Origin of the sequence: Streptomyces sp. NPDC086023, from assembly GCF_044540325.1 — a bacterium.
GTDB lineage: Bacteria > Actinomycetota > Actinomycetes > Streptomycetales > Streptomycetaceae > Streptomyces.
Map to the genome: position 1 here is coordinate 73,788 of NZ_JBITRX010000003.1, position 25,884 is coordinate 99,671.

Annotated in this window: 20 protein-coding genes and 1 pseudogene; 13 read left to right on the top strand and 8 right to left on the bottom strand. The window is 74.8% G+C overall.

Translation table 11 applies throughout. The features are described 5' to 3' along the window. Nucleotides 1-114: 114 nt before the first annotated feature. From ACIF6F_RS06980 to paaK, 4 genes are all read right to left on the bottom strand, one after another. Entirely contained in the window at nucleotides 115-2,607 is a 2,493-nt protein-coding gene (locus ACIF6F_RS06980; RefSeq protein ID WP_399942383.1) for a penicillin acylase family protein, read from the bottom strand. 136 nt (nucleotides 2,608-2,743) lie between these two features. After that, the gene (locus ACIF6F_RS06985) at nucleotides 2,744-3,568 is read right to left on the bottom strand and encodes a sulfurtransferase (RefSeq protein WP_399942385.1); all 825 of its coding nucleotides are present in this window, start codon (nucleotides 3,566-3,568) and stop codon (nucleotides 2,744-2,746) included. A gap of 59 nt (nucleotides 3,569-3,627) precedes the next feature. Then, nucleotides 3,628-4,500: a YhjD/YihY/BrkB family envelope integrity protein gene (locus ACIF6F_RS06990; protein WP_399942388.1), complete on the bottom strand. Its 873-nt coding sequence runs from the start codon at nucleotides 4,498-4,500 to the stop codon at nucleotides 3,628-3,630. 142 nt (nucleotides 4,501-4,642) lie between these two features. Next, nucleotides 4,643-5,935 carry a phenylacetate--CoA ligase PaaK gene (gene paaK, locus ACIF6F_RS06995; protein WP_399942391.1) on the bottom strand — a complete coding sequence of 431 codons (1,293 nt, stop codon included), beginning with the start codon at nucleotides 5,933-5,935 and terminating at the stop codon, nucleotides 4,643-4,645. A 226-nt stretch (nucleotides 5,936-6,161) separates the two neighbouring features. Between paaK and ACIF6F_RS07000 the strand changes: the two genes are divergently transcribed. After that, nucleotides 6,162-7,040: an alpha/beta fold hydrolase gene (locus ACIF6F_RS07000; protein WP_399942394.1), complete on the top strand. Its 879-nt coding sequence runs from the start codon at nucleotides 6,162-6,164 to the stop codon at nucleotides 7,038-7,040. Between the two features lie 140 nt (nucleotides 7,041-7,180). Here the strand turns inward: ACIF6F_RS07000 and ACIF6F_RS07005 are convergent, their stop codons facing one another. Beyond that, nucleotides 7,181-8,812, bottom strand: a complete 1,632-nt coding sequence (locus tag ACIF6F_RS07005) for an acyl-CoA synthetase (RefSeq protein ID WP_399942397.1) — start codon at nucleotides 8,810-8,812, stop codon at nucleotides 7,181-7,183. A gap of 186 nt (nucleotides 8,813-8,998) precedes the next feature. Between ACIF6F_RS07005 and ACIF6F_RS07010 the strand changes: the two genes are divergently transcribed. The 5 genes from ACIF6F_RS07010 to ACIF6F_RS07030 all read left to right on the top strand — a co-directional run bounded on the left by ACIF6F_RS07010 (nucleotide 8,999) and on the right by ACIF6F_RS07030 (nucleotide 13,551). Further along, the gene (locus tag ACIF6F_RS07010; protein ID WP_399942399.1) at nucleotides 8,999-9,799 is read left to right on the top strand and encodes a crotonase/enoyl-CoA hydratase family protein; all 801 of its coding nucleotides are present in this window, start codon (nucleotides 8,999-9,001) and stop codon (nucleotides 9,797-9,799) included. A gap of 215 nt (nucleotides 9,800-10,014) precedes the next feature. After that, nucleotides 10,015-11,004: an OB-fold domain-containing protein gene (locus ACIF6F_RS07015; RefSeq protein ID WP_399942400.1), complete on the top strand. Its 990-nt coding sequence runs from the start codon at nucleotides 10,015-10,017 to the stop codon at nucleotides 11,002-11,004. Further along, nucleotides 11,004-12,065, top strand: coding sequence for a thiolase domain-containing protein (locus tag ACIF6F_RS07020; protein ID WP_399942403.1), 1,062 nt, complete (start codon nucleotides 11,004-11,006; stop codon nucleotides 12,063-12,065). Before ACIF6F_RS07015 ends, ACIF6F_RS07020 begins: the two co-directional genes overlap by 1 nt. Further along, entirely contained in the window at nucleotides 12,058-13,224 is a 1,167-nt protein-coding gene (locus tag ACIF6F_RS07025) for a thiolase domain-containing protein (protein WP_399942405.1), read from the top strand. The genes ACIF6F_RS07020 and ACIF6F_RS07025 overlap by 8 nt, the downstream gene beginning before the upstream one ends. A gap of 99 nt (nucleotides 13,225-13,323) precedes the next feature. After that, entirely contained in the window at nucleotides 13,324-13,551 is a 228-nt protein-coding gene (locus ACIF6F_RS07030; RefSeq protein ID WP_399942407.1) for a DUF397 domain-containing protein, read from the top strand. A gap of 132 nt (nucleotides 13,552-13,683) precedes the next feature. Here the strand turns inward: ACIF6F_RS07030 and ACIF6F_RS07035 are convergent, their stop codons facing one another. Next, nucleotides 13,684-14,043, bottom strand: a complete 360-nt coding sequence (locus ACIF6F_RS07035; protein ID WP_399942410.1) for a carboxymuconolactone decarboxylase — start codon at nucleotides 14,041-14,043, stop codon at nucleotides 13,684-13,686. 307 nt (nucleotides 14,044-14,350) lie between these two features. On the opposite strand from ACIF6F_RS07035, the gene cseB reads away from it, so the two are divergent. The 4 genes from cseB to ACIF6F_RS07055 all read left to right on the top strand — a co-directional run bounded on the left by cseB (nucleotide 14,351) and on the right by ACIF6F_RS07055 (nucleotide 20,242). Then, nucleotides 14,351-15,082 (top strand): two-component system response regulator CseB, encoded by a 732-nt coding sequence (cseB, locus tag ACIF6F_RS07040; protein WP_399942411.1) that lies wholly within the window; start codon nucleotides 14,351-14,353, stop codon nucleotides 15,080-15,082. 5 nt (nucleotides 15,083-15,087) lie between these two features. Then, nucleotides 15,088-16,344, top strand: coding sequence for an ATP-binding protein (locus tag ACIF6F_RS07045; protein WP_399942414.1), 1,257 nt, complete (start codon nucleotides 15,088-15,090; stop codon nucleotides 16,342-16,344). A gap of 593 nt (nucleotides 16,345-16,937) precedes the next feature. Beyond that, nucleotides 16,938-17,669, top strand: a complete 732-nt coding sequence (locus ACIF6F_RS07050; RefSeq protein ID WP_399943437.1) for an ABC transporter ATP-binding protein — start codon at nucleotides 16,938-16,940, stop codon at nucleotides 17,667-17,669. A 17-nt stretch (nucleotides 17,670-17,686) separates the two neighbouring features. Then, nucleotides 17,687-20,242 carry an ABC transporter permease gene (locus ACIF6F_RS07055; protein WP_399942416.1) on the top strand — a complete coding sequence of 852 codons (2,556 nt, stop codon included), beginning with the start codon at nucleotides 17,687-17,689 and terminating at the stop codon, nucleotides 20,240-20,242. Between the two features lie 120 nt (nucleotides 20,243-20,362). On the opposite strand, the gene ACIF6F_RS07060 is transcribed toward ACIF6F_RS07055, so the two are convergent. Together ACIF6F_RS07060 and ACIF6F_RS07065 are read right to left on the bottom strand one after the other, a co-directional pair. Beyond that, nucleotides 20,363-20,965 (bottom strand): HAD family hydrolase, encoded by a 603-nt coding sequence (locus ACIF6F_RS07060; RefSeq protein ID WP_399942419.1) that lies wholly within the window; start codon nucleotides 20,963-20,965, stop codon nucleotides 20,363-20,365. Further along, a pseudogene (locus tag ACIF6F_RS07065) lies at nucleotides 20,962-21,153 on the bottom strand (alpha/beta fold hydrolase); the annotation flags it as partial. The gene ACIF6F_RS07060 and the pseudogene ACIF6F_RS07065, both read right to left, overlap by 4 nt. A 133-nt stretch (nucleotides 21,154-21,286) precedes the next feature. Between ACIF6F_RS07065 and ACIF6F_RS07070 the strand changes: the two are divergent. The 3 genes from ACIF6F_RS07070 to ACIF6F_RS07080 all read left to right on the top strand — a co-directional run bounded on the left by ACIF6F_RS07070 (nucleotide 21,287) and on the right by ACIF6F_RS07080 (nucleotide 25,790). Beyond that, nucleotides 21,287-22,264, top strand: coding sequence for a threo-3-hydroxy-L-aspartate ammonia-lyase (locus ACIF6F_RS07070; RefSeq protein WP_399942422.1), 978 nt, complete (start codon nucleotides 21,287-21,289; stop codon nucleotides 22,262-22,264). A 10-nt stretch (nucleotides 22,265-22,274) separates the two neighbouring features. Further along, entirely contained in the window at nucleotides 22,275-22,679 is a 405-nt protein-coding gene (locus ACIF6F_RS07075; RefSeq protein ID WP_399942424.1) for an ACT domain-containing protein, read from the top strand. A gap of 237 nt (nucleotides 22,680-22,916) precedes the next feature. Continuing rightward, on the top strand, nucleotides 22,917-25,790 hold the full coding sequence (locus tag ACIF6F_RS07080; RefSeq protein WP_399942427.1) for an ATP-binding protein: 2,874 nt from the start codon (nucleotides 22,917-22,919) through the stop codon (nucleotides 25,788-25,790). Nucleotides 25,791-25,884: the final 94 nt, after the last annotated feature.

Consider the following 25,884-nt stretch of genomic DNA (forward strand, 5'->3'; position numbering starts at 1 on the left):
AACGGTGCCGTGGCCCCCGCCGAGGGGTGCCACGGCACCGTCACATGTCACCGGGCAATGTCACAGGGCAATGTCACCGGGCGACGTCCGGGCCCGGTCGCGGACCGGCCCCGCTCACCGCCGCTCCCGCGCCCACACCACCCGCAGCGCCGGAGACCGCAGGACGTCCCGCTCGCAGAACCGCGCCGTCACCCACCGCTCTCCGGAGAACAGCCGCGTCTGGTCGCCGTAGTGCGGGGAGTACGGGTTCGAGGACTGCGCGTACGTCAGCAGCGTGCGGGCCACCGGGCACCGCCCGCCGTCCCAGCCCACCGCCTGGATGTGGCTGGACCCGTGCACCACCTCGGCGTACCCGCCCGCCGCGGCCTGCCAGGGCGCCTCGATCTTGTTCCACACGCCCAGCGCCTCCGTGCCGCCGGACACCGGGATCCGCCGCCCGTTCCGCACCACGAACTGGTGCTCGCCCAGCGGGGCGTCCAGCGCGATCCCCGCCGCCCGCAGCTCCGCGACCGCGTCCGCCAGCGCCCGCCCGAACCCCGGCACCGCCGTGTTCGGCTCCCGCGGCGTACGGACCGGGTCCGCCGCCGAGAACGGCACCCGCCACAGGTCCTTCGCCGGCACCGCCGCCGTGAGCCGCCGCCAGAACCGGTCGAAGAGCAGCGCCCCCCGGCTCCCGGTGTCCGCCGTCCGGTCCCACGCCCCCAGCACCCCGCACGCCGCCGACACGTCCACGACCGCCCCGTCGCTGCCCACGGCCGTACCGCCCGGCAGCTCCGCGCACGCCCTCGCCGCCTCGCCGGCCGCCAGGTCCCCGGCCGGCGCCCGGTTCGCGAACTGCTGCCGCGTCAGGTCACCCACCGTCAGCGAGCCGCGCGCCGCCATCGCCGCCACGTCCTCGACCGCCCCGCGGGTGCGCAGCGAGCGGGGCGTGCCGACCGTGCCCCAGATCCGCTCGTACCCCGTCAGCGGCCGGTCCGCGTTGGCCAGCCACGCGCTGTCGTTGGAGTTCTCCACGTACGGCACACCCGCCAGCGTCGGCACCCGGCCCGGACCGAACACCCCCGGCTGGACCGCGTCGGCGTCCGAGCCGAGCGCGCACGCCGACCGCGCCCCGTCCAGCACCGCCAGCCCGGACGCCGGGTACGTCGCCCGCCCCAGCGGCGTCAGACAGGCCGCCGCCAGCTCGTCCGTGACCCGGGGGAGCACCTGCGCCTGGCCGAAGTAGGTGCCGCCGGCGGAGTCGGCGGCCACCGTGTTCACCCACGGCAGCCCCTGGGTCCGCCGCAGGGCGTCCCGGACCCCGTCCACGGAGCGGGCGCGCGCCAGGCCCAGGGCGGTGTCGGAGCCGCGCAGGTTGACCGCGTTGGGGTCGTTCAGCGCGTACGCCGTGCCGCGCGTCCAGGGCAGCGGCAGCGAGGCCCCGAGACCGGTCACGACCGGCCCGTACCGCGTCCACCACTGGCTGCGCGTGACCGGCTCGCCGCCCCTGACCGGCACGGTCACGGTCCGCCGGGTCATCCGCTCGGGCACGCCGTCGACCAGGTACACCGTCGGGTCGGCCGGGTCGAGCGTCAGCTGGTGCAGGTTCATCGGCACCCCGGTGGCCACGGTGTGGCTCCACGCCACCTTCTCGGTGAAGCCGATCGAGACGGTGGCCGTGCCGAGCAGGGAGGCGCCCGAGACGTTCAGTTCGCCCGGGATCGTCTGCTGGGACTGCCAGAAGCGGCGGCCGCCGTGCCAGGGGTAGTGCGGGTTGCCGAGCAGCAGGCCCCGCCCGTTCGCCGTGGTCCCGCCGCCGAAGGCCACCGCGTTGGACCCCATGTCGGCCCGCGCAGTGTCGAACAGCTCCCGGGCCGCGTCGGCGGCCGTGGCCGGGTCGGGTGAGCCGGCTGCCCCGGCCGGCCCGGGCGCGTCGGCGGTACGGGCCCCCTCGCCCGGCGGCTGCGCCCCCGTGATCCCGTCGATCCCGCGGCCCTGTCCGGCCAGCACGGAGATCGCGTACCCGCGGGCGGCCACGTCGGCCGCCGTCACCGGCGTCACCCAGGCGGCGCCGGCGCAGGCCGGGTCGGTGATCTCGTGCTGGGCCAGCCAGGCGTTGTAGCCGGCGGCCCAGCCCCGCATCAGTTCCTTGAGCTGCCGGCTCGGCCCGGCCGGGGCCGGTGTGGCCAGCAGCCGTTCGACCGTCCCGGCCTCGCGGACGCCCCGGAAGTACAGGTCGCTGGAGAGGTTGCCGGCGGCGGAGGACAGCGAGCCGTCGGGCGCGGCGTCCGGCCCGAACCAGCGCGAGCGGTCCCCGCGGACCGTCAGGAAGCCGTCGGCCAGGACGCACACCTGGTCGGCGGCCTGGGCCCAGCCGGTGCCGAAGCCGAGGTCGGCGTAGCTCCCGGCCAGGATGTGGGGGATGCCGTACTCGGTGTACCGGATGACCGCGGACAGTCCGCCGGCCGAGAGGTGCCCGGCCTGGCCGGCCGGGGCGGCCGCCGCGGGCGGCACCAGGGCGCCGGCCGCGAGCAGCGCGGTGCCGGACAGGACGAGGCGGCGCAGGCGGGCGCCGAGGCGCGGGCGCGGGTGTGGGCCGGTGCGGTGCGGGCGCGTGCGGAGGTGCAAGGTTCCTCCCGAGTGGGGTGCCGGCAGACACCCCGAACTCAGTCAGAATTGATGAGCACGTGTCAACATCCCGTTCGGTACGGAGATTCCGGGACGCCCCGCCGCGAACCGGCCGCGGCCGACCGGAGGGCGCCGCCTACGCGCCCGTCGCCACCGGCAGGTCCGAGGGCAGCCCCCACTCGCTCCACGAGCCGTCGTACACCGCCAGCTCCTCGTACCCCGCGAGCTCCGCGCCCAGCGCCAGCACGCAGGCCGTCACCCCCGACCCGCAGCTGAAGTAGAGCTTCTCCCGCTCCCCGGCCAGCTCCGCGAACGCCTCGCGCAGCCGCGCCGCCGGCAGCATCCGGCCCGCCTCCTGCACCTCGCCGAACGGCAGGTTCAGCGCCCCCGGCATGTGCCCGCCGCGCAGCCCGGGGCGCGGCTCCGGCGCCGTACCGGCGAACCGCTCCCGGGTACGCGCGTCGAAGACGGCCGAGCCCGGGTCGGCGAGTGCCGCCCGTACCTCCGCGGCGCCCACCAGCACCCCGGGCCGCGGCCGCGCCGTGAAGTCGCCCCGACGCGGTGCGGGCGCCGGCACCCCGGTCTCCACCGGCAGCCCGGCCGCCTCCCACGCGGGCAGCCCGCCGTCCAGCACCGCCGCCCGGTCGAAGCCCATCGCCCGCAGCATCCAGCGGGCCCGGGCGCTGGAGTACACGCCCGCCGCGTCGTAGACCACCACGGAACCGGCGTCGTCCACCCCCAGCGCCCGCAGCTCCTCCGTGAAGGCGTCCGCGCCCGGCATCGAGTGCGGTACCGGGCTCGTGTGGTCGGAGAGGGCGCCGTCGATGTCGAAGGGGCGGGCGCCGGGCACCCGGCGGCCGGCGCCCCGGTGGGCGCCCACCGAGGCGTCGAGGACGACGAGGTCCGGGTCGCCCAGGTGGGCGGAGAGCCAGTCGGTGTCGATCAGAGGGCCAAAGGGCATGGCGCGCAACCTTCGTTCGAAGACCGGACGATCAAGATCGCAGCGGCCCGCGCGCACTGTCAACGGTCGTGGTGGCCCTCGCCGTCGGTGAGCACCCCGGCGGCCCGGAGCCGGTTCAGCGTGCGGTGCTCGTGGACCAGGCGTCCCACCAGCGCACCCCCGTAGACCACGAATCCGACGCCGACCAGCCAGGACTGCACCACCAGCAGGGTGCCGAAGGCCCCGTACGTGACGGCGTTCGACGCGATCAGGGGGGAGAACACCAGCTGCGAGAAGACCCGCAGCCCCAGCATCCCGAGGGTGGTGGCCACCGCACCCGGCAGCAGGGCCCGCCACTTCACCCGCCCGCCGAGCAGCAGCCGCTGCGAGGCCCAGAAGAACAGACAGGTGCTCACCGTGTCGGCCGCCCCGGCCAGCAGCGTGCCGGCGAGCCCCGGGGTCGGCGAGGACACCGCGATCAGCACCCCCAGGAAGGCGATCAGCAGCGCCAGCCAGACCACGTGCCGCCACATGGTGTGCCAGCGGGCGGTCGGCAGGTCCCACACCTTCTCGTAGCCCGTCTGGACGGCCGAGCCGAAGGTGAGGCCGAAGACCGTCAGCGCCGCCAGACCGAAGGCGGTGGTCCGCTCCAGGGCCTGGCCGCCCGCCCCGAAGAGGACTTCCACCTGCCGGCGCGACCCCTCCGAGACGCCCAGGGCCTGGGCGAGCCAGCGCCCGAACCCCTGGAAGCTGTCGGGCGCGGCGGCCGCCACGACGATCAGCAGCGGGATGAGCGTGAGGAACCCGAGCGCCGCGAACCCCATGGCCCGGTGCATCAGCTCCATCTCGCGGCCCCGGCTCCAGGCCAGCCCGACGGGGGAGGCCACCACCCTGTCGTGGAGGCGCCGGAGCCGGTGCGGGTGGTCCGCGGCGCCCGACGTCTTCGAAGTCACGACACCTGACTACCCCAAACCGCCCCATACCTGGCCGAATGCACAGCCGTACGGGTGGATCCCGGCGGAAGGCGCCGCGCCGCCGCGCCGGGCGCGGAAGCCGCGCGCGGACCGTCGCCGCCCGCTCCCGGGGCGCCCGCGCTCAGCCCTTGGGGCGCAGGTCCACCAGCCGCTTGATCTTCCCGACCGACCGCTCCAGCGTCTCCGGGTCGACGATCTCCACCGCGACCGAGACGCCCACGCCCTCCTTCACCGCGTGCACCACCGAGGCCGCGGCGGCCTCCCGCTCGGCCGCCGTCGCATCGCGCCGCGCCTCCGCCCGCACGGTCAGCGCGTCCATCCGGCCCTCCCGGGTCAGCCGCAGCTGGAAGTGCGGGGCGACACCCGGCGTACGGAGCAGGATCTCCTCGATCTGGGCCGGATAGAGGTTCACCCCGCGCAGGATGATCATGTCGTCGCTGCGCCCGGTGATCTTCTCCATCCGGCGGAACGCCGGCCGCGCCGTGCCCGGCAGCAGCCGCGTCAGGTCCCGGGTGCGGTACCGGACCACCGGCATGGCCTCCTTGGTCAGCGAGGTGAACACCAGCTCACCGTGCTCTCCGTCCGGCAGCACCTCGCCGGTGACCGGATCGACCACCTCGGGCAGGAAGTGGTCCTCCCAGACGTGCAGCCCGTCCTTGGACTCGACGCACTCCTGCGCCACGCCGGGGCCGATGACCTCGGACAGCCCGTAGATGTCCACGGCGTCGATGGCGAGGCGGTCCTCGATCTCCCGGCGCATCTCCTCGGTCCACGGCTCGGCCCCGAAGATGCCGATCCGCAGGGAGGTGGCGCGCGGGTCGACGCCCTGGCGCTCCATCTCGTCGAGCAGGGTCAGCATGTAGGAGGGGGTGACCATGATGATCTCGGGCCGGAAGTCCAGGATCAGCCGGACCTGGCGTTCCGTCATGCCGCCCGAGGCGGGGATCACGGTGCAGCCCAGCCGCTCGGCGCCGTAGTGGGCGCCGAGGCCGCCGGTGAAGAGCCCGTACCCGTACGCCACGTGCACCTTGTGCCCCGGGCGGCCGCCCGCCGCCCGGATCGAGCGGGCCACCACGTCGGCCCACGTGTCGAGGTCGCGCTCGGTGTACCCGACGACGGTCGGCTGCCCGGTCGTGCCGCTGGACGCGTGGATCCGGCGCACCTCCGACTCGGGAACGGCGAACATCCCGAACGGGTAGTTCGCGCGCAGGTCGGCCTTGGTGGTGAAGGGGAAACGCGCCAGGTCCGCGAGGCCGCCCAGGTCCTCGGGGCGCACCCCGGCCTTGTCGAAGGACTCGCGGTAGTGCGGCACGTGGGCGTACGCGTGGCGCAACGTCTCCCGCAGCCGCGTGAGCTGGAGGGCCTCCAGCTCCTCGCGGCCGAGCCGCTCCGCCGGGTCCAGCAGATCCGTCATGGACGACGTCTCCCATCGAAAACGGACGACCGATCATTCGGTACGGGTCGTGGACGCCCAGTAATCCAGCCGCCCGCACCCCCTGGCAAGGGGCGGGCGGGCGGTACTTGAAGTCGGCGCCCCTGGCAGGGCGCGGCGACCGGACGACGGGGGCCGACGTGAGGGTGGCCGGGGCCACCGGAAAGCTTGTTGCGGCCCGCGCACCGTCCCGGACAGGATGACCGGCGTGATCGTCTCCACCTCCCACAACCCCCAGGCCTCCCACGGCTCCTACGCCTCCTACGACGGGACCCGGCTCGCATACCGCGCGGCGGGTGCGGGCGACCCCGGCCGGCCGCTGGTCTGCCTGCCGGGCGGCCCGATGCGGGCCGCCGAGTACCTCGGGGACCTGGGCGGGCTCACCGCACACCGGCGGCTGGTCCTGCCGGACGCCCGCGGCACCGGCGGCTCCGCCGTGCCGGCCGACCGGGGCACGTACCGGGTGGACCGTCAGGTGGCCGACGTGGAGGCGCTCCGCGTCCACCTCGGCCTGGAGCGGATGGACCTGCTGGCGCACTCGGCGGCCGGCAACCTGGCACTGCTGTACGCCGCCGCGCATCCGGAGCGGATCCGCCGCCTGGTCCTCGTCACCCCCAACGCGTGGACCGCGGGCCTCGGCGCCACGCCGGAGCAGCGGCTGGAGGCGGCGCGGGAGCGCCAGGGGGAGCCGTGGTTCGAGGAGGCGTACCCCGCCTTCGAGCGCCTCTGGGCCGACGGGGAGTGGTCGGACCTGGTGGTGCCGTTCTTCTACGGGCGCTGGGACGCGGCCGCGCGGGCCCACGCGGAGCGCGAGGAGCAGCAGTTCAACGAGGAGGCCGCGGAGGCCTACCGCGACGGCGCCGCATACGACCCGGCCGCCGTCCGTGCCGCCCTCGGGCGGACGGGCGCGCAGGTGCTGGTGCTGGCGGGGGAGCGCGACGGAGCCCCGCGCCCCGCGGTGGCCCGGGAGCTGGCCGGGCTGTTCCCCGCGGGGCGCTGCGTGGTGCAGCCGGGTGCGGGGCACTTCCCGTGGCTGGACGACCCGGAGTGGTTCGCCACCCGGATCGAGGACTTCCTCGCGGGCTGACCCGGCGCCGCGGGAGCGGACACGGGCGCCCTGCGGGCCGCCCCGCACCCCGGCGGACCCGTGACGACGACGGCCCCCGGCACCTGCCGGGGGCCCCTCGCGCTCACGGGAGTCGGGCTTCGGGATTCAGGAGCCCGGAGTCACTCCGCGGCGTCCGCCGCGGTCGCCACCTCCCGCGCCCAGCGGTAGTCGGCCTTGCCGCTGGGGGATCGCTGGACGGTCTCGGTCACCACCAGCTGGCGGGGGATCTTGTAGCCGGCCAGCCGGGTGCGGCAGTGGGCCTGGATCTCGTCGAGGGAGGGCACCGGGGCGCCCGCCCGGACCTGCACCACCGCGGCCACGTGGCTGCCCCACTTCGGGTCGGGCACCCCGGCGACCAGCGCGTCGTACACGTCCGGGTGGGACTTCAGGGCCTGCTCGACCTCCTCGGGGTACACCTTCTCGCCCCCGGTGTTGATGCACTGCGAGCCGCGCCCCAGGACGGTGACGATCCCGTCCTCGTCGACCGTGGCCATGTCGCCCAGCAGCACCCACCGCTCCTCGCCGCGCCGGAAGAAGGTCTCGGCGGTCTTGGCCGGGTCGTTGTAGTACCCGAGCGGTACGTGGCCGCGCTGCGCCAGCCGGCCGACCTCGCCCACCGCCACCGGCTCGTGGCTGACCGGGTCGACCACCATGGTCCGTTCGTTGACCTCCAGCCGGAAGCCCTTCTCCGGGCTGGAGTCGTCCGTCGCGCGGCCGTTGGAACCGGACTCGGAGGAGCCGAAGTTGTTGAGCAGCAGCACGTTCGGGACGAGCCGCTGGAACTCGGCCCGCACCGAGTCCGACATGATCGCGCCGGACGAGGAGACGCTGAACAGCGAGGACAGGTCGGTGCCCTTGAGCGGGCCGTTCAGGGCGTCGATCAGGGGGCGCAGCATCGCGTCGCCCACCAGGGAGACGCTGGACACCTTCTCCTTCTCGATGGTGCGGAGCACCTCCTCGGGCGCGTACTTGCGGTGGATGACGATCCGCTGCCCGTAGTTGAACGCCACGAAGGAGGTGAGGGTGGACGTGCCGTGCATCAGCGGGGGAGCCGGGAAGAAGGTGAGCCCGGCGCCCTTGGCGGCGACCCGCTCGGCCAGTTCCTCCGGCCGCTTGACCGGCTCGCCCGAGGGCTCACCGCCGAACAGGCCCGCGAAGAACAGGTCCTCCTGGCGCCACATCACGCCCTTGGGCATGCCGGTGGTCCCGCCGGTGTAGATGATGAACAGGTCGTCGGGGGAGCGGGGCGGGAAGCCGCGGCCGGGCGCGCCGGCCGCCTCCGCGTCCGGGAACGCCACGGGCGCGACGGCGGGCTCCGGGGCACCCTCGGGGGCCTCGCCCACGCGGATCAGGTGCCGGAGCTTCGCGGTCTGCGGCAGCGCGGCCGCCACCCGCTCGGTGAACTCCCCGTCGAAGACGAGCGCGGCCAGGTCGGCGTCCTTGTAGAGGTAGACCAGCTCCTCCTCCACGTAGCGGTAGTTGACGTTCACCGGCACCAGACGGGCCTTGAGGCAGGCCAGCACGGTCTGGAGGTACTCGACGCCGTTGTAGAGGTGCAGGCCCAGGTGCTCGCCCGGCCGCAGGCCGCTGTCGATCAGGTGGTGGGCGAGGCGGTTGGCCGCCGTGTCCAGCTCGCGGTAGGTGAGGCGGCGCTCGGCACCGGTGCCGGGGTGGTCGACGTACACGAGCGCCTCGCGGTCCGGGACCACGTCGACGACCGACTCGAACAGGTCGGCAAGGTTGTACTCCACCGTTCCTCCTGACCCCGGAAATGGCGTGGGCGGTGCTGGCTGTGGGCTGCTCGGCGGACATTAGAGCGCCGGTCACCCCAAGTGGGAAGGGCGCCGGACAAGAAATCTGACTGCCTGTCAGAAAACTCTTGCCCCCGACCCTGCCCTCCTGCAACCTGTTCTAGGTCTTGAGACGGGAGGACGGCAATGGGTGGGACGGAACACCTCACCGTGGAGCGGCACGGCGCCACGCTGGTGCTCACGATGAACCGGCCGGAGGCGAAGAACGCGCTCTCGCTGCCGCTGCTGGTCGGGCTCTACGACGGCTGGCTGGCGGCCGACGCGGACGACGAGGTCCGCTCGGTCGTCCTCACCGGCGCGGGCGGTGACTTCTGCGCCGGCATGGACCTCAAGGCCCTCGCGGGCAAGGGCATGGCGGGAGACCACTACCGCGACCGCCTCAAGGCCGACCCGGACCTGCACTGGAAGGCGATGCTCCGCCACCACCGGCCCCGCAAACCGGTCATCGCGGCCGTCGAGGGCTACTGCGTGGCCGGCGGCACCGAGATCCTCCAGGGCACCGACATCCGCGTCGCCGCCGAATCCGCCACCTTCGGACTCTTCGAGGTCAGGCGAGGCCTCTTCCCCATCGGCGGCTCCACCGTCCGCCTCCCGCGGCAGATCCCCCGCACCCACGCCCTGGAGATGCTCCTCACCGGCCGTCCCTACAGTGCCGCCGAGGCCGCCGCCGTCGGACTGGTCGGACACGTCGTCCCCGACGGCACCGCCCTGGACAAGGCCCTGGAGATCGCCGAGCAGATCAACGCGTGCGGCCCGCTCGCCGTCGAGGCCGTCAAGGCCTCCGTGTACGAGGCCGCCGAGCTGACCGAGACCGAGGGCCTGGCCGGCGAACTCACCCGCGGCTGGCCCGTCTTCGACACCGCCGACGCCAAGGAGGGCGCCCGCGCCTTCGCCGAGAAGCGCCCCCCGGTCTACCGCCGCGCCTAGCTAGGGGGGTGTTGCGAAAGTCCCGCACGGCGCCCACGGCGCCCGGCACGCACTCTCGCCGCACCGGCCAAAGCCCCGAGTACGCCCAGTACGAGGGCCTTCGTCCGGCATGCCGAGAGCACGCACCGGACACCGCGGGCACCACACAGGACTGTCGCAACACCCCCTAGGCCGTGCTTCCGGATCAGGCCGCCCCCAGAAGGAGCCCCGCCACCGTGACCGAGATACTCAGCGCACCGCTCGTCGTCGAATTCCCCTTCACCCGCTCCCTCGGGCCCGTCCAGAGCGCCTTCCTCACCGGTCTGCGCGAGCGGACCGTGCTCGGCGTGAAGGCCTCCGACGGCACCGTGCTCGTACCGCCCGTGGAGTACGACCCCGCCACCGCCGCCGAACTGTGCGAGCTGGTCGAGGTCGGCACCACCGGCACCGTCACCACCTGGGCCTGGAACCCCGCGCCCCGGCCCAACCAGCCCCTCACCACCCCCTTCGCCTGGGTGCTGGTCCGCCTGGACGGCGCGGACACCGCCCTGCTGCACGCCCTCGACGCGCCCGGACCCGACGCCGTCGCCACCGGCATGCGGGTGCGTGTCCGCTGGGCAGCCGAACGCACCGGCGCCATCACCGACATCGCCTGCTTCGAGCCGTACGAGGGCGTGGCGGCGGATGCGGAAACGGGCGCCGAACCGGGCACGGCCGCCGGCACCACCGCGGCAGCCACACCCCACAGCGGCGACTTCGACGACCCCGTCACCGGCATCGTCGCCGAGGCCCGCCTCGACTACACCTACAGCCCCGGCCGCGCCCAGACCGCCTACCTCGCCGCGCTTTCCGAGCGCCGCACCGTCGGCGAGCGCTGCCCCTCCTGCACCAAGGTGTACGTGCCGCCCCGCGGCGCCTGCCCCACCTGCGGGGTCGCCACCACCGACCGCGTCGAGGTCGGCCCCCGCGGCACCGTCACCACCTTCTGCATCGTCAACATCAAGGCCAAGAACCTGGACATCGAAGTGCCGTACGTCTACGCGCACATCGCCCTCGACGGCGCCGGCCTCGCCCTGCACGGCCGGATCGGCGGGATCCCGTACGACCAGGTCCGCATGGGCCTGCGGGTGGAACCGGTGTGGACCGACGGCGGCCGCTACCCCGACCACTACCGCCCCACCGGCGAACCGGACGCCGACTACGACGCCTACAAGGAGCTGTTGTGATGCCCAACGCCACACGTGACATTGCAATAGTGGCCTTCGCCCAGAGCGACCACCGGCGCCGCACCGACGACCTCAGCGAGGTCGAGATGGTGATGCCCGTCCTCCACGACGTGCTCGCCCAGACCGGCCTCACCGCCGGCGAGATCGGCTTCACCTGCTCCGGATCCAGCGACTACCTCGCCGGCCGCGCCTTCTCCTTCACCATGACCCTCGACGGCGTCGGGGCCTGGCCGCCCATCTCCGAGTCCCACGTCGAGACCGACGGCGCCTGGGCCCTCTACGAAGCCTGGGTCAAACTCCTCACCGGCGAGGCCGACACCGCCCTCGTCTACTCCTACGGCAAGTCCTCGCCCGGCTCCGTCCGCGACGTCCTCACCCGCCAGCTCGACCCCTACTACGTGGCTCCGCTCTGGCCCGACTCGGTGGCCCTCGCCGCCCTCCAGGCCCAGGCCCTCATCGACGCGGGCGACACCGACGAGCCGGCCCTCGCCGCCATCGCCACCCGCAGCCGCACCGCCGCCGAGGCCAACCCACACGCCCAGCTCCGCGGCCCCCGCCCCGCCGGCGACCGGCAGGCCGGCCCGCTGCGCACCGCCGACTGCCCGCCCATCGGCGACGGCGCCGCCGCGGTCGTCCTCGCCGCCGGCGACACGGCCCGCCGGCTGTGCGCCCGCCCCGCCTGGATCCGCGGCATCGACCACCGCATCGAGGCCCACTCCCTCGGCGTGCGCGACCTCACCGACTCCCCGTCCACCCGCCTCGCCGCCGAACGCGCCGGCGCCTTCGACCGCCCCGTCGACACCGCCGAACTCCACGCGCCCTTCACCTCGCAGGAGGTCGTCCTGCGCAAGGCACTCCGGCTGGACGACTCGGTCACCGTCAACCCCTCCGGCGGCGCCCTCGCCGCCAACCCGATGATGGCCGCCGGCCTGATCCGGATCGGCGAGGCGGCCGCACGCATCCAGCGCGGCGAGTCCCATCGCGCCCTCGCCCACGCCACCTCCGGCCCCTGCCTCCAGCAGAACCTGGTCGCGGTCCTCGAAGGAGACCCCGGTGAGTAAAGAACCAGTGGCCGTCGTCGGGATCGGCCAGACCAAGCACGTCGCCGCCCGGCGCGACGTCTCCATCGCCGGCCTGGTCCGCGAGGCCGCCCGGCGCGCCCTCGACGACGCCGAGCTGACCTGGGCCGACATCGACGCCGTCGTCATCGGCAAGGCTCCCGACTTCTTCGAGGGCGTGATGATGCCGGAGCTGTACCTCGCCGACGCCCTCGGCGCGGTCGGCAAGCCCATGCTCCGCGTCCACACCGCCGGCTCCGTCGGCGGCTCCACCGCCCTGGTCGCCGCCAACCTGGTGGCCGCGCGCGTGCACCGTACCGTCCTCACCCTCGCCTTCGAGAAGCAGTCCGAATCCAACGCCATGTGGGGCCTGTCCCTGCCGGTGCCCTTCCAGCAGCCCCTCCTCGCCGGCGCCGGCGGCTTCTTCGCCCCGCACGTCCGCGCCTACATGCGCCGCACCGGAGCCCCCGACACCGTCGGTTCCCTCGTCGCGTACAAGGACCGCCGCAACGCCCTCAAGAACCCCTACGCCCACCTCCACGAGCACGACATCACCCTGGAGAAGGTGCAGGCCTCCCCGATGCTGTGGGACCCCATCCGCTACTCGGAGACCTGCCCCTCCTCCGACGGCGCCTGCGCCATGGTCCTCACCGACCGCGAGGGCGCCGCCCGCGCCCCGCACCCGCCGGCCTGGATGCACGGCGGCGCCATGCGCAGCGAGCCCACCCTCTTCGCAGGCAAGGACTTCGTCTCCCCGCAGGCCGGCAAGGACTGTGCCGCGGACGTCTACCGGCAGGCCGGCGTCACCGACCCGCGCCGCCAGATCGACGCGGTCGAGATGTACGTGCCGTTCTCCTGGTACGAACCGATGTGGCTGGAGAACCTCGGCTTCGCCGAGGAGGGCGAAGGCTGGAAGCTCACCGAGTCCGGGGTCACCGAACTCGACGGCGACCTGCCGGTCAACCCGTCCGGCGGCGTGCTCTCCACCAACCCGATCGGCGCCTCCGGCATGATCCGCTTCGCCGAGGCCGCCCTCCAGGTCCGCGGCCGGGCCGGCGAACACCAGGTGGACGGGGCGCGACGGGCGATGGGCCACGCGTACGGCGGCGGCGCTCAGTTCTTCTCGATGTGGCTGGTGGGTTCGGAGCAGCCCACGAGCTGAGACCGGCCGGTGCGCGTGAGGTGTCCGGCGGCGGCCTGTCCGCCGCCGGACCCGCTCGCTACCCTGACCCCCGGGACGACGCGACCGGAGGGAGCCAGCATGACCACGCAGCCGCTGACCGGGTGGGGCAAGCCGGAGCTGGACCTGAGCAACGCGCGCTGGCAGTCCGGCAGTCAGGGCGCCGGCGACGTCCAGATCGCGTTCGTCGAGGGCTTCATCGCCCTCCGCAACAGCGAGCGGCCCGAGAGCCCGTCGCTGATCTTCGCCCCGGACGAATGGCGTGCCTTCGTACGGGGCGCTCAGGAAGGCGAGTTCGACCTGACGTGACGTGATCCGTTCGGTTCGTTCCGGTCGGATCTGATTCGGTCTGGGCTGGCTGGCCGGCCTGGTCTGCCCTGGGCTGGCTGGCTGGGCTGGTCTGCCCTGGGCTGGGCTGGCGCAAGGCGCCCGGTCGCGCCCTCAGGTCGTGCGGCGTGCGGCCTCCGCCTGGGCGATGGCCTCGGCGTCGCTCTCCGCGAGTGCGAGGGCGACGCCGAAGGCCTGGGCGATGTGGCCGGCCGCGGACATCACGCGTGCGGTGCCCACGACGGGTGCGATCGCGACGAGCAGGTCCTGGAGCTGCTCGACGGTGAACCCGGCCTTCGCCGCGGGGTCGATGTGCGCCAGGTACGAGATGGCCGGTGCGTCCATGGCCACGAGCGCGGCGATGCGGCTGAGGATCAGCGTGTGCTGGTCCATGTGGCAGTGCTCGATCGAGTCGATCGTCATCGCGGCGATCGTGTCGAGGACGGGTGTGTCGAACTCAGGTGCAGTGGCCATGACGGAGCTGCCTTCCGGATCCGTTGCCGTGGGAAGTCGGACCGCCGCCCGCTTCGCGGGGTGCCCCCTCCCGTGCCCGGCGGTGACCCGTCAAGCGTAGGCACCGTCACGCGGTCACGCGCGCCGAGGTGGCGCGCCGCCCGGCGGGTGCACTTCCGGGGCGGACCCCCGGCGGCCCCCCGCGGCCTCCGGCGCCCGGGCCTTCGTATCCGTCGTGTATCAGCGGGCGCTCGGTCGCCCATCAGCCCGTACCGCCCCGCCCCACGACGGGCGGAGCACGTCCGGGACCTGCCCTATCGTTCCTTCCATGTCCTCACCCACCCCGGCCCCGGCCCCTCCCGTACGCGTGCTGCTGGTCGAGGACGACGACCTGATGCGCCGGTCCTTCGCCGTCGCGCTGGAGCGCTACGGGTACGAGGTACAGGCCGCCGCCGACGGGCTCACCGGGCTGGAACTCTTCCGCGAGCACCCCTTCGACCTGCTGATCCTGGACGTGATGCTGCCCGGCCTGGACGGCATCGGCCTGTGCCGCCGGGTCCGCGAGACCAGCCTGGTCCCGGTGCTGATGATGTCCGCCCGCGGCGACGGCCTCGACGTGGTCGCCGGCCTGGAGTCCGGCGCCGACGACTACGTGGTCAAACCCGTGGACACCTACGTCCTCGTGGCCCGCATCCGCTCGCTCCTCAGGCGCGCCACCTACGCCCCCGCCCCCGCACCCGGACGGGCCCCGGGTGACGCGGCTCCGCCCGGGGGCGACCTGCTGGAGTTCGGGGACCTCACCGTCGACACCGCCGGCATGGAGGTGTCCGTCGCCGGGCAGCCCGTCGCGCTCACCCCGACCGAGCTGAAGCTGCTGCTGGAGTTCGCCGCCCACCCCGGCGTCGTCCTGGAGCGCCACACCCTGCTGCGCAACGTCTGGGAGTACGGCTGGGACGGCGACAGCCGGGTGGTGGACCTGTGCGTACAGCGGCTGCGCAGGAAACTCGGCCGGGACCGCATCGAGACGGTCCGCGGCTTCGGCTACAAGCTCAGGCGCTGACCGCCGTGGGCGCGTACGGGCCGCGGCGCCGCCGCGCCTCCCTCCGCTGGAAGATCGCCGCACTCGCAACGGCCACGGCCTGCCTCGTCGCGGCGGCCGTCGGTGTCCTGGTGCACCTGTGGACCGCCCAGGACATCCGGGAGCGTGCGGAGCGGGAGGCCTTCAACGGCGTGTACTCGGCCATGGACGTCTACCGGCGCACCGGAACCCTCTCCGGCGGCGCCGAACTCGACCCGGACGACCTCCCCGCCGCCCTGCGCCGGCCCGCCGACGCGGAGCGGCACACCGCCGTCGACGAGACCGTCGACGGGAACAGCGGGCCGACCGTCTGGGCCGCGCAGCGGACCGGCGGCCCGGGCAGCCCGGTGCTCGCCGTCCAGGTCAACATCAACCCGGAACTCCACAACCTGCGCCGCCTCGACCTCACCGTGGCGGTCGCCTCGCTGGTCGCACTCGCCGCCGCCGTCCCCCTCTCGGCGTACGGGGCCGGCCTGCTCGCCCGCCGGCTGCGGGCGGTCTCCGAGACGGCGGGCCGGATCTCCGCCGGCGACCTCGACGCCAGGACCGGACCCGTCAAGGGCGGCGACGAGGTGGCCGAGATCGCCGCCACCGTCGACCTCATGGCCGACAGCCTCAGCCGGCGGCTGCGCACCGAGCGCCGCTTCACCGCCGACGTCGCCCACGAACTGCGCACCCCCGTCGGCGGCCTGCTCGCCGCCGCCGACCTGCTGCCGCCGGGCGAGACCGAGGACCTCCTGCGGGCCCGGGTACGGGACCTGCGCGGCCTGGTCGAGGACCTGCTGGAGATCTCCCGCCTGGACGCCGGCGCCGAGCGGCCCGTACGCGCCCGGGTGCCGCTCGGCGCCGTGGTCGCCGAGGCCGTGGCCCGGACCGGACTTCCCACCGAGGTCACGGTGACGGGACCTGGCGGGGTGGACGGTGAGATCGTCGAGACCGACCCGCGCCGCCTGGAGCGGATCGTGGGCAACCTCGTCGTCAACGCCCACCGGCACGGCGGCACCCCGGTGCGGGTCACCGTCGGGGGCCGCACCGTCGTCGTGCGCGACCACGGCCCCGGCTACCCCGAGCAGCTGCTGCGCGACGGCCCGCGCCGCTTCCACACCGGCGCCGAGGAGCGGGGCACCGGGCACGGCCTGGGCCTCACCATCGCCCTGGGCCAGGCCGCGGTGCTCGGGGCCGAACTGCGCCTGGAGAATGCCGGGGACGGCGGCGCCGTGGCCACCTTGACGCTGCCGGCCTGACGGTCGGCCGGGGGCCGCCTTGTGGTGCCTGGGTGTCGGGCTGGACACAACGCCGGGGCGGCGGGGCGGTGGCCACCTTGACGCTGCCGGCCTGACGGTCGGCCGGGGGCCGCCTTGTGGTGCTGCCTGGGTGTCCGGGGGCCGCCTCGTGGTGTGCGGGTCCCCTCGCCTCTTGACCCGCCATGGCCTGCAGGCCTCCCCCAGCTACCGCTGGGAGGTACCCCCAGCGGCAGGCCCACCCCTGGGGCTTTGGGGCTTCGCCCTGGCCTTCGGCCACCCCAGGCCCGGGCCTGCCTCCGGACCAGCCTGCCATGGCGGGTCAAGAGGCTCCCCCACACACCACGAGGCGGCGGCAACGAGGTGCGTGGCCCCGAATGGGCTCACCCTTGGTCGGCTTCCTCCCCGGCCGGCTTCACCCCCGGCCCTGACCAGCCGCACAACCGCTGCACAGCCGAGCACCCGGCGATACACGGCTGCCCAGGCCCGGATACGTCCCCCCGACACCCTTCGACGTGCACCCACCGCACACCCGAAGAGGAGTCCCCGTGACCGTCGGCGCCTTCGCCCCGCACCCGCCGCACCCGACACCCGGGATCGCCGCCGCCACCACCGACCTGTCGAAGGTCTACGGCACCGGGGACACCCGCGTCGTCGCCCTGGACCGCGTCAGCATCTCCTTCAAGGAGGGCGAGTTCACCGCGATCATGGGTCCCTCGGGCTGCGGCAAGTCCACCCTGATGCACTGCGTCGCCGGCCTCGACCCGGCCACCTCCGGCTCCGTCCGCATCGGCACCACCGAACTCGCCACCCTCGACGACCGCCGGCTCACCCGGCTGCGCCGCGACCGGATCGGCTTCGTCTTCCAGGCGTTCAACCTCATGCCCACCCTGACCGCCCTGGAGAACATCACGCTCCCCATGGACCTCGCCGGCCGCACGCCCGACCGGCGGTGGCTGGACCGGGTCGTCGCCATGGTCGGCCTGTCCCAGCGCCTGGACCACCGGCCGGCCCAGCTCTCCGGCGGCCAGCAGCAGCGCGTCGCCGTGGCCCGCGCCCTGGCGTCGCAGCCCGCGATCGTCTTCGGCGACGAGCCCACCGGCAACCTCGACTCGCGCTCCGGTGCGGAGGTGCTGGGCTTTCTCCGCGACTCCGTGCGCGAACTCGGCCAGACCGTCGTCATGGTCACCCACGACCCCGTCGCCGCCGGGTACGCCGACCGCGTGGTGTTCCTCTCCGACGGCCGCCTCGTCGACGAGATGTCCCACCCCACCCCCGACCGGGTGCTGGACCTGATGAAGAACATCGACCCCCGCACGCGCGGCTGAATCCCAGGAAAGCACCCATGCTGAAGACAGCCCTGCGCAACCTGCTCGCGCACAAGGCGCGCCAGCTCATGACCGTCCTCGCGGTGTGCCTCGGCGTCGCCCTGGTCAGCGGCACCCTCGTGTTCGCCGACACCACCGCCGAGGCCCACCGCGCCGCCGAGTCCCGGAACTTCGCCGGCATCGCCGTGACCGTCACCTCGAAGGACCCCGAGCCCGGCGCCGATCCGGGGGGCAGCGCCCTGGACGACGCGCTTGCCCGGAAGCTCGCCGCCGTGCCCGGCGTCGCCGCGGTACGGCCCTCCGCCGACGGCGCCGCGGTCCTGAACGGTGCCGACCGCGCCCCGCTGCGGATCCGCACCGGCGCCAACCTGGCAGCCGGCTACGTACCGGGCAAGGACGGCACCGACGACCGCTACCCCCTCGTCGAGGGCCGCGCCCCGCGGAACGCCGGCGAACTGGCCCTGGACCGCGCCACCGCGGCCGCCGGCGGGCTCACCGTCGGGGACACCGTCACGCTCGCCGTCGACGGGCCGGTCCTGCACAAGCGGCTCGTCGGCATCGTCACCACCACCGAACCGCGGGTCACGGCCGGCGGCACCCTCGCCCTGTTCGACAAGGCCACCGCCCAGACACTGTTCGCCGCCCCGGGCCGCTACACCGCCATCGACCTGACCGCCGCGCCCGGCACCGACCAGTACGAACTCGCCCGCCGGGTCTCCGAAGCGCTTCCGGCCGGCCGCGCCGAGGCCACCACCGGCACCGCGCAGGCCCGGCAGCAGGCCGTCCTCGTGGACACCCTCACCCGCGGCTACGAGAAGGTCCCGCTGGTCTTCGCCGGCGTCTCGCTCTTCATCGCCTCGTTCCTGATCGTCAACACCTTCACCATGGCCGTGGCCCGGCGCACCCGCGACATCGCGCTGCTGCGGGCCGTCGGAGCGTCCCGCCGCCAGGTCGCCCGAACCGTCCTGCTCGAAGCGCTCCTGGTCGGACTCGTCGCCTCGGCCGCCGGATTCGTGCTCGGCCTCGGCATCGCCGCGGCCCTGCCGACCGTTCTGAGCACGGCCGGCAACACCCTGCCCGAGGGCCCGCTGGTCATCGGCCCCGACGCCGTCGCCGCAGCGCTCGGCGTGGGCGTCGGCGTCACGCTCCTCGCCGCCTGGCTGCCGTCCCGCCGCGCGGCACGGATCGCGCCCGTCGAGGCGCTGCGCACCGTCGGACAGCCGCCGTCCGCCGCCCGCTCCCGGGTCCGGGCCGCGACCGGCCTCGCCCTCCTCGTGCTCGGCGGCGCCCGGCTGGTCTCCCTCTCCGGAGCCGAGGACGCCTCCGCCGACAACCTGAACGCCGCGATGCTCGGCTGCGGCCTCTTCACGGCCGGCCTGATCGTCCTCGCGCCGACCCTCGCGGCCCCCGTGATCCGCCTCACCGGGCGCCTGACCGGCCGCTTCGGGATCACCGGCCGGCTCGCCCGGGAGAACGCGCTGCGCGACCCGCGCCGCACCGCGGCCACCGCCGCCACCCTCCTGACCAGCACCGCCCTCGTCGCCGGGCTCGCGGTCATCGGACACTCGGCCGGCCAGGCCCTCGACCGCCAGGCCGCAGCCGGCCTCGCCGCCGACTACGTGATCGCCTCCCGCACCCCCACCACCGGCGTGGACCCGGCGGCCGTCGGGCGGGTGGCCGGCGTACCCGGTGTACGCACCGCGAGCCCGGTCAGCGACTCGAACCTCGTCGTCGGCGGCCTCGTCCGGCAGATCTCCGGCGTCGACCCCGGCACCGTCGGCCAGGTCATGAAGCTCCGCTTCCGCAGCGGCTCGGCCGACGGCCTCGGACCCGGCCGCATCGCGGTCTCCGAGAGCCTGGCCCGCGCCAACGGCCTGGCCACCGGCGGCACCCTCACCGCGAGCATCGGCTTCCGCCAGGAGGCCAGGACGTACACGGTCGTCGGCGTCTACCAGGACAACCCGGTCGCCCAGGACGCGCTCGGCGCCCGCTCCGAGGTCGCGCGCCAGGCCTTCAGGCCCGGCTCCGTCCAGCGGCTCCTGGTACGCACCGACGCCGGTGCGGTCTCGGCGACGACCGAGGACCGGCTGCGCGCCGCGGTCGGCGACAGCCCGCTCCTGAAGGTCCAGGACCGCCGGGCCCTTGTCGACGAGGCCGCCGGCAGCATGGGCGACCTGCTGGACGTCATGTACGGGATGCTCGGCATCGGCCTGGTGATCTCCGCGCTCGGCATCGTCAACACCCTGGCCGTCTCGGTCGCGGAACGCACCCGCGAGATCGGTGCCCTGCGTGCCCTCGGCATGGACCGGGCCGGCGTCCGCCGCATGATCAGGCTGGAGGCGGTCACGGTCGCCGCGTACGGCACGCTCCTCGGTCTGACGGGCGGTCTGGTCTGCGCCTGGGCGGTCGCGCCCCTGGCGAGCGGCGCGCTGGAGCACTACTCGCCGTCCCTGCCCTGGGGAACCCTGCTCATGGTGTGCCTGGCCTCCCTGGTGATCGGCGCGCTCGCCGCGGCCGTCCCGGCCCGCCGCGCCGCGGGCCTGCGCCCGCTGGAGGCCGTGGCGGACTCCTGACCGGCGGCCCCGTAGCACCGGGCGCGGTGCGCCGGCTCCCCGGAAGGAGGCCGGGCGCGCCGTGCCCGTCGGCCGGGCAACCGGCCTGCGCCGGTCACCCCGGCGGCCGCGCGGCGACCCTCACGCCAGCAGCCCGGCCAGGTCCGCCGCCTCGCGGTAGTGCAGCCCGGTCATCCCCGCCCGCACGGCCGCCTCGACGTTCTCCTCGCGGTCGTCCACGAACAGGCACCGCCCGGCCGGTACGCCGGCCCGCGCCAGGGCGATGGCGTAGATCTCGGGATCCGGCTTGGCCACGCCCACCTCCGCGCTGCTGACCACCGCGTGCGCGAGGTCGTCGATGCCCAGGGCGGCCAGGTCCTCGCGCAGCCAGGGCGTGGCGTTCGTGACCAGCACCAGCGGGCGCACCGCACGCGAGGCCCGCAGCAGCGCCACGACCTCGGGGTCGATCCGGGAGGGCGCGTACGCGAAGGCCCGTGCCAGCTCCCCCGGCACGTGCCGCGCGATGGCGTCGGCCCACTCCTCCCGCGTGATCCGGCCCAGCAGCAGGGGCAGGTCGACCTCGGGCGAGAACGCCACGGAGGCGGTGGTGCCCTCGGGGAGGCCGGCGGCCCGCTCCAGAGCGCCGATGCCGTCCTCCTCGTAGAAGCGGATCACGCCGTCGAGGTCGCACAGCACCGCGTCGAACGGCCCGCCCCGCGCCCCGGCGGGCGCCCCGGCGGTCACCGGGGCCCCGCCGGGCCGGCGGCCAGGCCGGCGAAGAAAGCCCGGACGTCCGCGACCAGCAGGTCCGGGACCTCCAGGGCGGCGAAGTGGCCGCCCCGGTCGTACTCCGTCCACCGGACGACGCAGTTGGTCCGCTCCGCGATGTGGCGCAGTGGGATGAAGTTGTCGTACGGGAAGACCGCTAGAAGACTGACCCACGAAGACCGGCGGACACGACGCAGGACCGGTACGAGCACCGACAGCAGGACCAGGACCAGGACCAGGACCAGGATGAGGCGCCGCCGGACAGGCCCGGCGGGCCGGTGACGGAAGGGGCCTCCCATGGCCGCGGTTCCCACCTACGACGACGTGGCGGCCGCCGCCGAGCGCATCGCAGGACACGCCCACCGCACCCCCGTGCTCCGCTCCCGGCTCGTCAACGAACAGCTGGGCCTCGACGTGGTGTTCAAGTGCGAGAACCTCCAGCGCATGGGCGCCTTCAAGTTCCGCGGCGCCTTCAACGCCCTCTCCCGCCTCACCCCCGACCGGCGCGCAGCCGGCGTCGTCGCCTACTCCTCGGGCAACCACGCGCAGGCCATCGCCCTCGCCGCCCGCCTGCTGTCCGTACCGGCCACCATCGTGATGCCCCACGACGCCCCGGCCGCCAAGGTGGCCGCCACCCGCGGCTACGGCGGACGGATCGTCACGTACGACCGCTACACCGAGGACCGCGAGGAGATCGGCCGCGCCCTCGCCGCGGAGCAGGGGCTCACCCTCATCCCCCCGTACGACCACCCCGACATCATCGCCGGCCAGGGCACCGCCGCGAAGGAACTCCTGGAGGAGACCGGTCCCCTGGACGCCCTCTTCGTGCCCCTCGGGGGCGGCGGCCTGTTCTCCGGCACCACCCTCGCCGCCCGCGCCCTGGCCCCCGCCTGCCGGCTCGTCGGCGTCGAACCCGAGGCCGGCAACGACGCGCAGCGCTCCCTCGCCGAGGGCCGCATCGTCCACATCGACACCCCGAAGACCATCGCCGACGGAGCCCAGACCCAGCACCTCGGCGAACTCCCCTTCGCGATCCTGTCCCGCGAGCGGCCCGAGGTCGTCACCGCCACCGACGACCAACTCGTGGATTGCATGCGGCTGTTCGCCACCTACCTCAAGCTGGTCGTCGAGCCCACCGGCTGCCTCGGCCTCGCCGCCCTGCGCACCATGGCCGACGGACTGCGCGGCGCCCGCGTGGGCGTCATCGTCTCCGGCGGCAACGTCGACCTCGACCGCTACGCCCGCCTCCTCAGCGAACACCCCGCCCGCGCGTAGGCTGCCCGCCATGAGCGGCGAACGCGACCTGACCACCCTCCTCGGCGGCATGCGCCCCGAACTCCACCCCGGCCAGTACGTCTTCTGCACCATCCCCGGCAGGGCCGTACCCCCCGGCACCCACCCCGTGGCCACCGTCCGCGAGGACGAGGGCCTCACCCTCGTCCTGCCCCGGGCCGAGGCCGACGAGGAGAAGCTGCCCTACGACTACGTGGCCGGCTGGATCACCCTGCGCGTCCACTCCGCCCTCGACGCCGTCGGCCTCACCGGCGCCTTCGCCCGCGAACTCGCCACCGCCGGAATCAGCTGCAACGTCATCGCCGGGTACCACCACGATCACCTGTTCGTACCCGCCGACCGCGCCGCCGAGGCCGTCCGCGTCCTCGAAGCCCTCGCGGCACGCTCCACCCCGTAGCCCCACGGCTCCCACCAGCGGACGGCCCGCGTACGCGCCCGGCGGCGACCCGGTGGGTGCCGCCGCGAACGCTCCCCGAAGGCTCCACGAACGACCCGCCGGCGACCCGCCCGAAAGAAGATCAGATCATTCCGCGACAGCGGGCTCCCCCCGAGCCCCCACGCGCGTACGCTGAACCACCTGAACAGCCCGCGTGTCGGGCGCACCGGCGCACGACCCGGCGTGGGGGGTACCACGATGACGCAGCACACGAGCCGCTTCCGACGGGCACTATTCGAACGCGAGGCCGAACTGGCCACCGTGGACGAGGCGCTGGACCAGCTCCTCGGCACCGACGGCGCACCCACCGGCGCCCTCCTCGCCTTCGCCGCGCCCGCCGGACTCGGCAAGACCACCCTCCTCGCGGAAGTGCGCCGCCGCGCCCACGCCCACGGCTGCACCGTCCTCTCCGCCCGCGGCGGCGAACAGGAACAGGGCAGCGCCTTCCACGTCGCCCGGCAGCTCATCCAGCCCCAGCTCGCCGACCGGACCGAAGCCGAACTCCGCACCACCCTCGGCAGCTGGTACACCATCGTCGGCCCCGCCCTCGGCCTCTGCGCCCCCCAGCACGGCGCACCCCCCGACCCCCAGGGCCTCCGCGACGGCCTCGACTGGGTCCTCACCCACCTCGCCGTCCAGCGCGCCCCCATGGTCCTCGTCTTCGACGACGCCCACTGGGCCGACCCCGAATCCCTCGGCTGGCTCGCCGCGTTCGCCCCCCGCACCGAACACCTCCCGCTCCTCCTCGTCGTCGCCTACCGGCCCGACGAACTCCCCCCGGACGCCGACACCTTCCGCTCCCTGCCCGGCCGGTCCGGACAGCGCGCCCTCGGCCTCGAACCCCTCAGCCCCGAAGCCGTCGGCGCCCTCGTCCGCCAGACCGTCGGCCCCGACGCCGACGACGCCTTCTGCCAGGAGGCCTGGTCCGTCACCGAGGGCAACCCCTTCGAGGCCGTCGAACTCGTCGCCAAGGTGCACGACCGCAAACTCGCCCCCACCGGCTCCAGCGCCCCCCTCCTGCGCGACCTCGCCGCCGCCCAGCGCGGCAGCGGCCTCGTCGCCCGCCTCGAACGCCTCGGCCCCTCCACCGTCCGCTTCGCCTGGGCCTGCGCCGTCCTCGGCATCGCCATCCCCCAGGACCTCGCCGCCCGCGTCGCCGGCCTCGGAACCGAGGAGGCCGCCGACGCCACCGACCGGCTGCGGGACGCCCGTATCCTCTCCGGCGCCACCACCGGCGACGACCGCCTCGAATTCGTCCACCCCCTCATCGCCACCGCCCTCTACCGCGCCATCCCCGACGCCGTCCGCGTCGCCCTCCACGGCCAGGCCGCCACCGCCGTCGCCGACGGCGGCCTCGGCGCCACCGCCGCCGCCCGCCACCTCCTGGAAACCCACCCCGAAGGCGACGACCGCGTCGTCGCCCTGCTCCGCGAGGCCGCCCGCGAGAACCTCCGCGCCGGCGCCCCCGACGCCGCCCGCCGCCAGCTCGCCCGCGCCCTGCGCGAACCCCCCTCCTTCGACGACCGCGCCGCCGTCCTCTTCGAACTCGGCTGCGCCTCCCTCCTCACCGAACCCGCCACCACCGTCAACCACCTGCGCGCCGCCCTCGCCGAACCCGTCGAGAACCCCGCGCTCCGCCAGGGCATCGTCATCCGCCTCGCCCAGGTCCTCGCCCACAGCGACCGCCTCGCCGAGGCCTCCGAGACCCTCGGCCACGAGATCCGGCACACCACCGACCCCCGCACCCGGCTGCGCCTCCAGTCCGAGCAGTTCATGTGGGACGCCTTCCGCGCCGACGAGCCCGACTCGCCCGCCCGCTCCCGCCGCCTCGCCCGGCTCGCCGACCGCCTCACCGGCCGCGACCTCACCGAGCGCTACGTCATCGGACTCCGCGCCTGGGACGCCACCCTCCGCGGCGAACCCGCCGAGACCGTCCTGCACCACGCCCAGCGGGCGCTGGGCACCGAGTTCAGCTGGGCCTACGCGGACCGCGGCTTCGAAGTGCCGGTCCTCACCGCCCTCACCCACATGTACGCCGACCGGCCCGGCCGCGCCGAGGAACTGTTCGCCGCCGGCACCGCCGAGTTCGAGCGCCAGGGCTGGCGCGGCGCCCACCTCTCCTTCGCGAACAGCCTCCTCGCGTACATCCGCTACCGCCGCGGCCGCCTCGTCGACGCCGAGGAGTACGGCCGCGCCGGCCTCCGCCTCGCCGAACGCGTCGGCCCCGGCACCCCCGTGATGTGGTACGCCGTGACCATCCTCATCGAGGTCCTGCTCGCCCGCGGCCGCCTCGACGAGGCACGCGAACTCGCCGCCCGCCACTCCTTCGGGGCGCCCTTCCCCGCCGCCGTCGTCTTCCCCGACAGCCAGACGGTCCACGCCGAACTGCTCCTCGCCGCCGGAGACCGCACCGCCGCGGCCGCCGAGCTGGAGGCCGTCGGCCGCCGCCTCACCCCCCGCGGCATCCAGAACCCCTCCTGGTGCCCCTGGCAGCTGCACCTCGCCCGCGCCCTCGCCGACCGGGAGCCCGACCGGGCCGCCGAACTCGCCGCCGAGGCCGTCCGCCGCGCCCGCGGCTTCGGCGCCCCCTCCGCCGTCGGCCAGGCCCTGCGCATGGCCGCCGAGGTCACCACCGGCACCGACCGGGTGAAACTCCTGGAAGAGGCCGTCCAGTGGCTGGCCGCCTCACCCGCCGGATACGAGCTCGCCTGCGCCCAGGTGGCGCTCGGCGCCGAGCTCCGCAGCACCGGCCAGGACCCCGGGGCCGTACGCCTCCTGGCCGAAGGGCTGGAGACCGCCGTCGAATGCGGCGCCGACGGCCTCGCCGACCAGGCCCGCGCCGCGCTCACCGCCGCCGGCCAGAGCCCCCTGCCCGCCGCCCGCGCCGTACCCGAGCTCACCGTCCGCGAGGACCGGGCCGCCCGCCTCGCCGCCCGCGGCGCCACCACGGCCGAGCTGACCGCCGCCCTGGACACAGACGAGGCCACCGTGGCCCGCCTGCTCTCCGGCGTCTACCGCAAGCTCGGCACCGACCGCGCCGGACTCGCCGAAGCCCTCCACGACACCCTCTGAGCGGGCCCCCGCGCCACCCCCGCCGCCCGCCCCGGCCCCCGGGGGCCCCGGAACCCCACCCGGCACCCGGAAACCACCCTCCGGCACGTACCAT

Coding starts and splice junctions, on each gene's coding strand:
- ACIF6F_RS07020 (WP_399942403.1), top strand. CDS start 11,004: ATGCCCAACGCCACACGTGACATTGCAATAGTGGCCTTCGCCCAGAGC.
- paaK (WP_399942391.1), bottom strand. CDS start 5,935: ATGACGGATCTGCTGGACCCGGCGGAGCGGCTCGGCCGCGAGGAGCTG.
- ACIF6F_RS07055 (WP_399942416.1), top strand. CDS start 17,687: ATGCTGAAGACAGCCCTGCGCAACCTGCTCGCGCACAAGGCGCGCCAG.
- ACIF6F_RS07035 (WP_399942410.1), bottom strand. CDS start 14,043: ATGGCCACTGCACCTGAGTTCGACACACCCGTCCTCGACACGATCGCC.
- ACIF6F_RS07030 (WP_399942407.1), top strand. CDS start 13,324: ATGACCACGCAGCCGCTGACCGGGTGGGGCAAGCCGGAGCTGGACCTG.
- ACIF6F_RS07070 (WP_399942422.1), top strand. CDS start 21,287: ATGGCCGCGGTTCCCACCTACGACGACGTGGCGGCCGCCGCCGAGCGC.
- ACIF6F_RS06985 (WP_399942385.1), bottom strand. CDS start 3,568: ATGCCCTTTGGCCCTCTGATCGACACCGACTGGCTCTCCGCCCACCTG.
- ACIF6F_RS07075 (WP_399942424.1), top strand. CDS start 22,275: ATGAGCGGCGAACGCGACCTGACCACCCTCCTCGGCGGCATGCGCCCC.
- ACIF6F_RS07010 (WP_399942399.1), top strand. CDS start 8,999: ATGGGTGGGACGGAACACCTCACCGTGGAGCGGCACGGCGCCACGCTG.
- ACIF6F_RS07080 (WP_399942427.1), top strand. CDS start 22,917: ATGACGCAGCACACGAGCCGCTTCCGACGGGCACTATTCGAACGCGAG.
- cseB (WP_399942411.1), top strand. CDS start 14,351: ATGTCCTCACCCACCCCGGCCCCGGCCCCTCCCGTACGCGTGCTGCTG.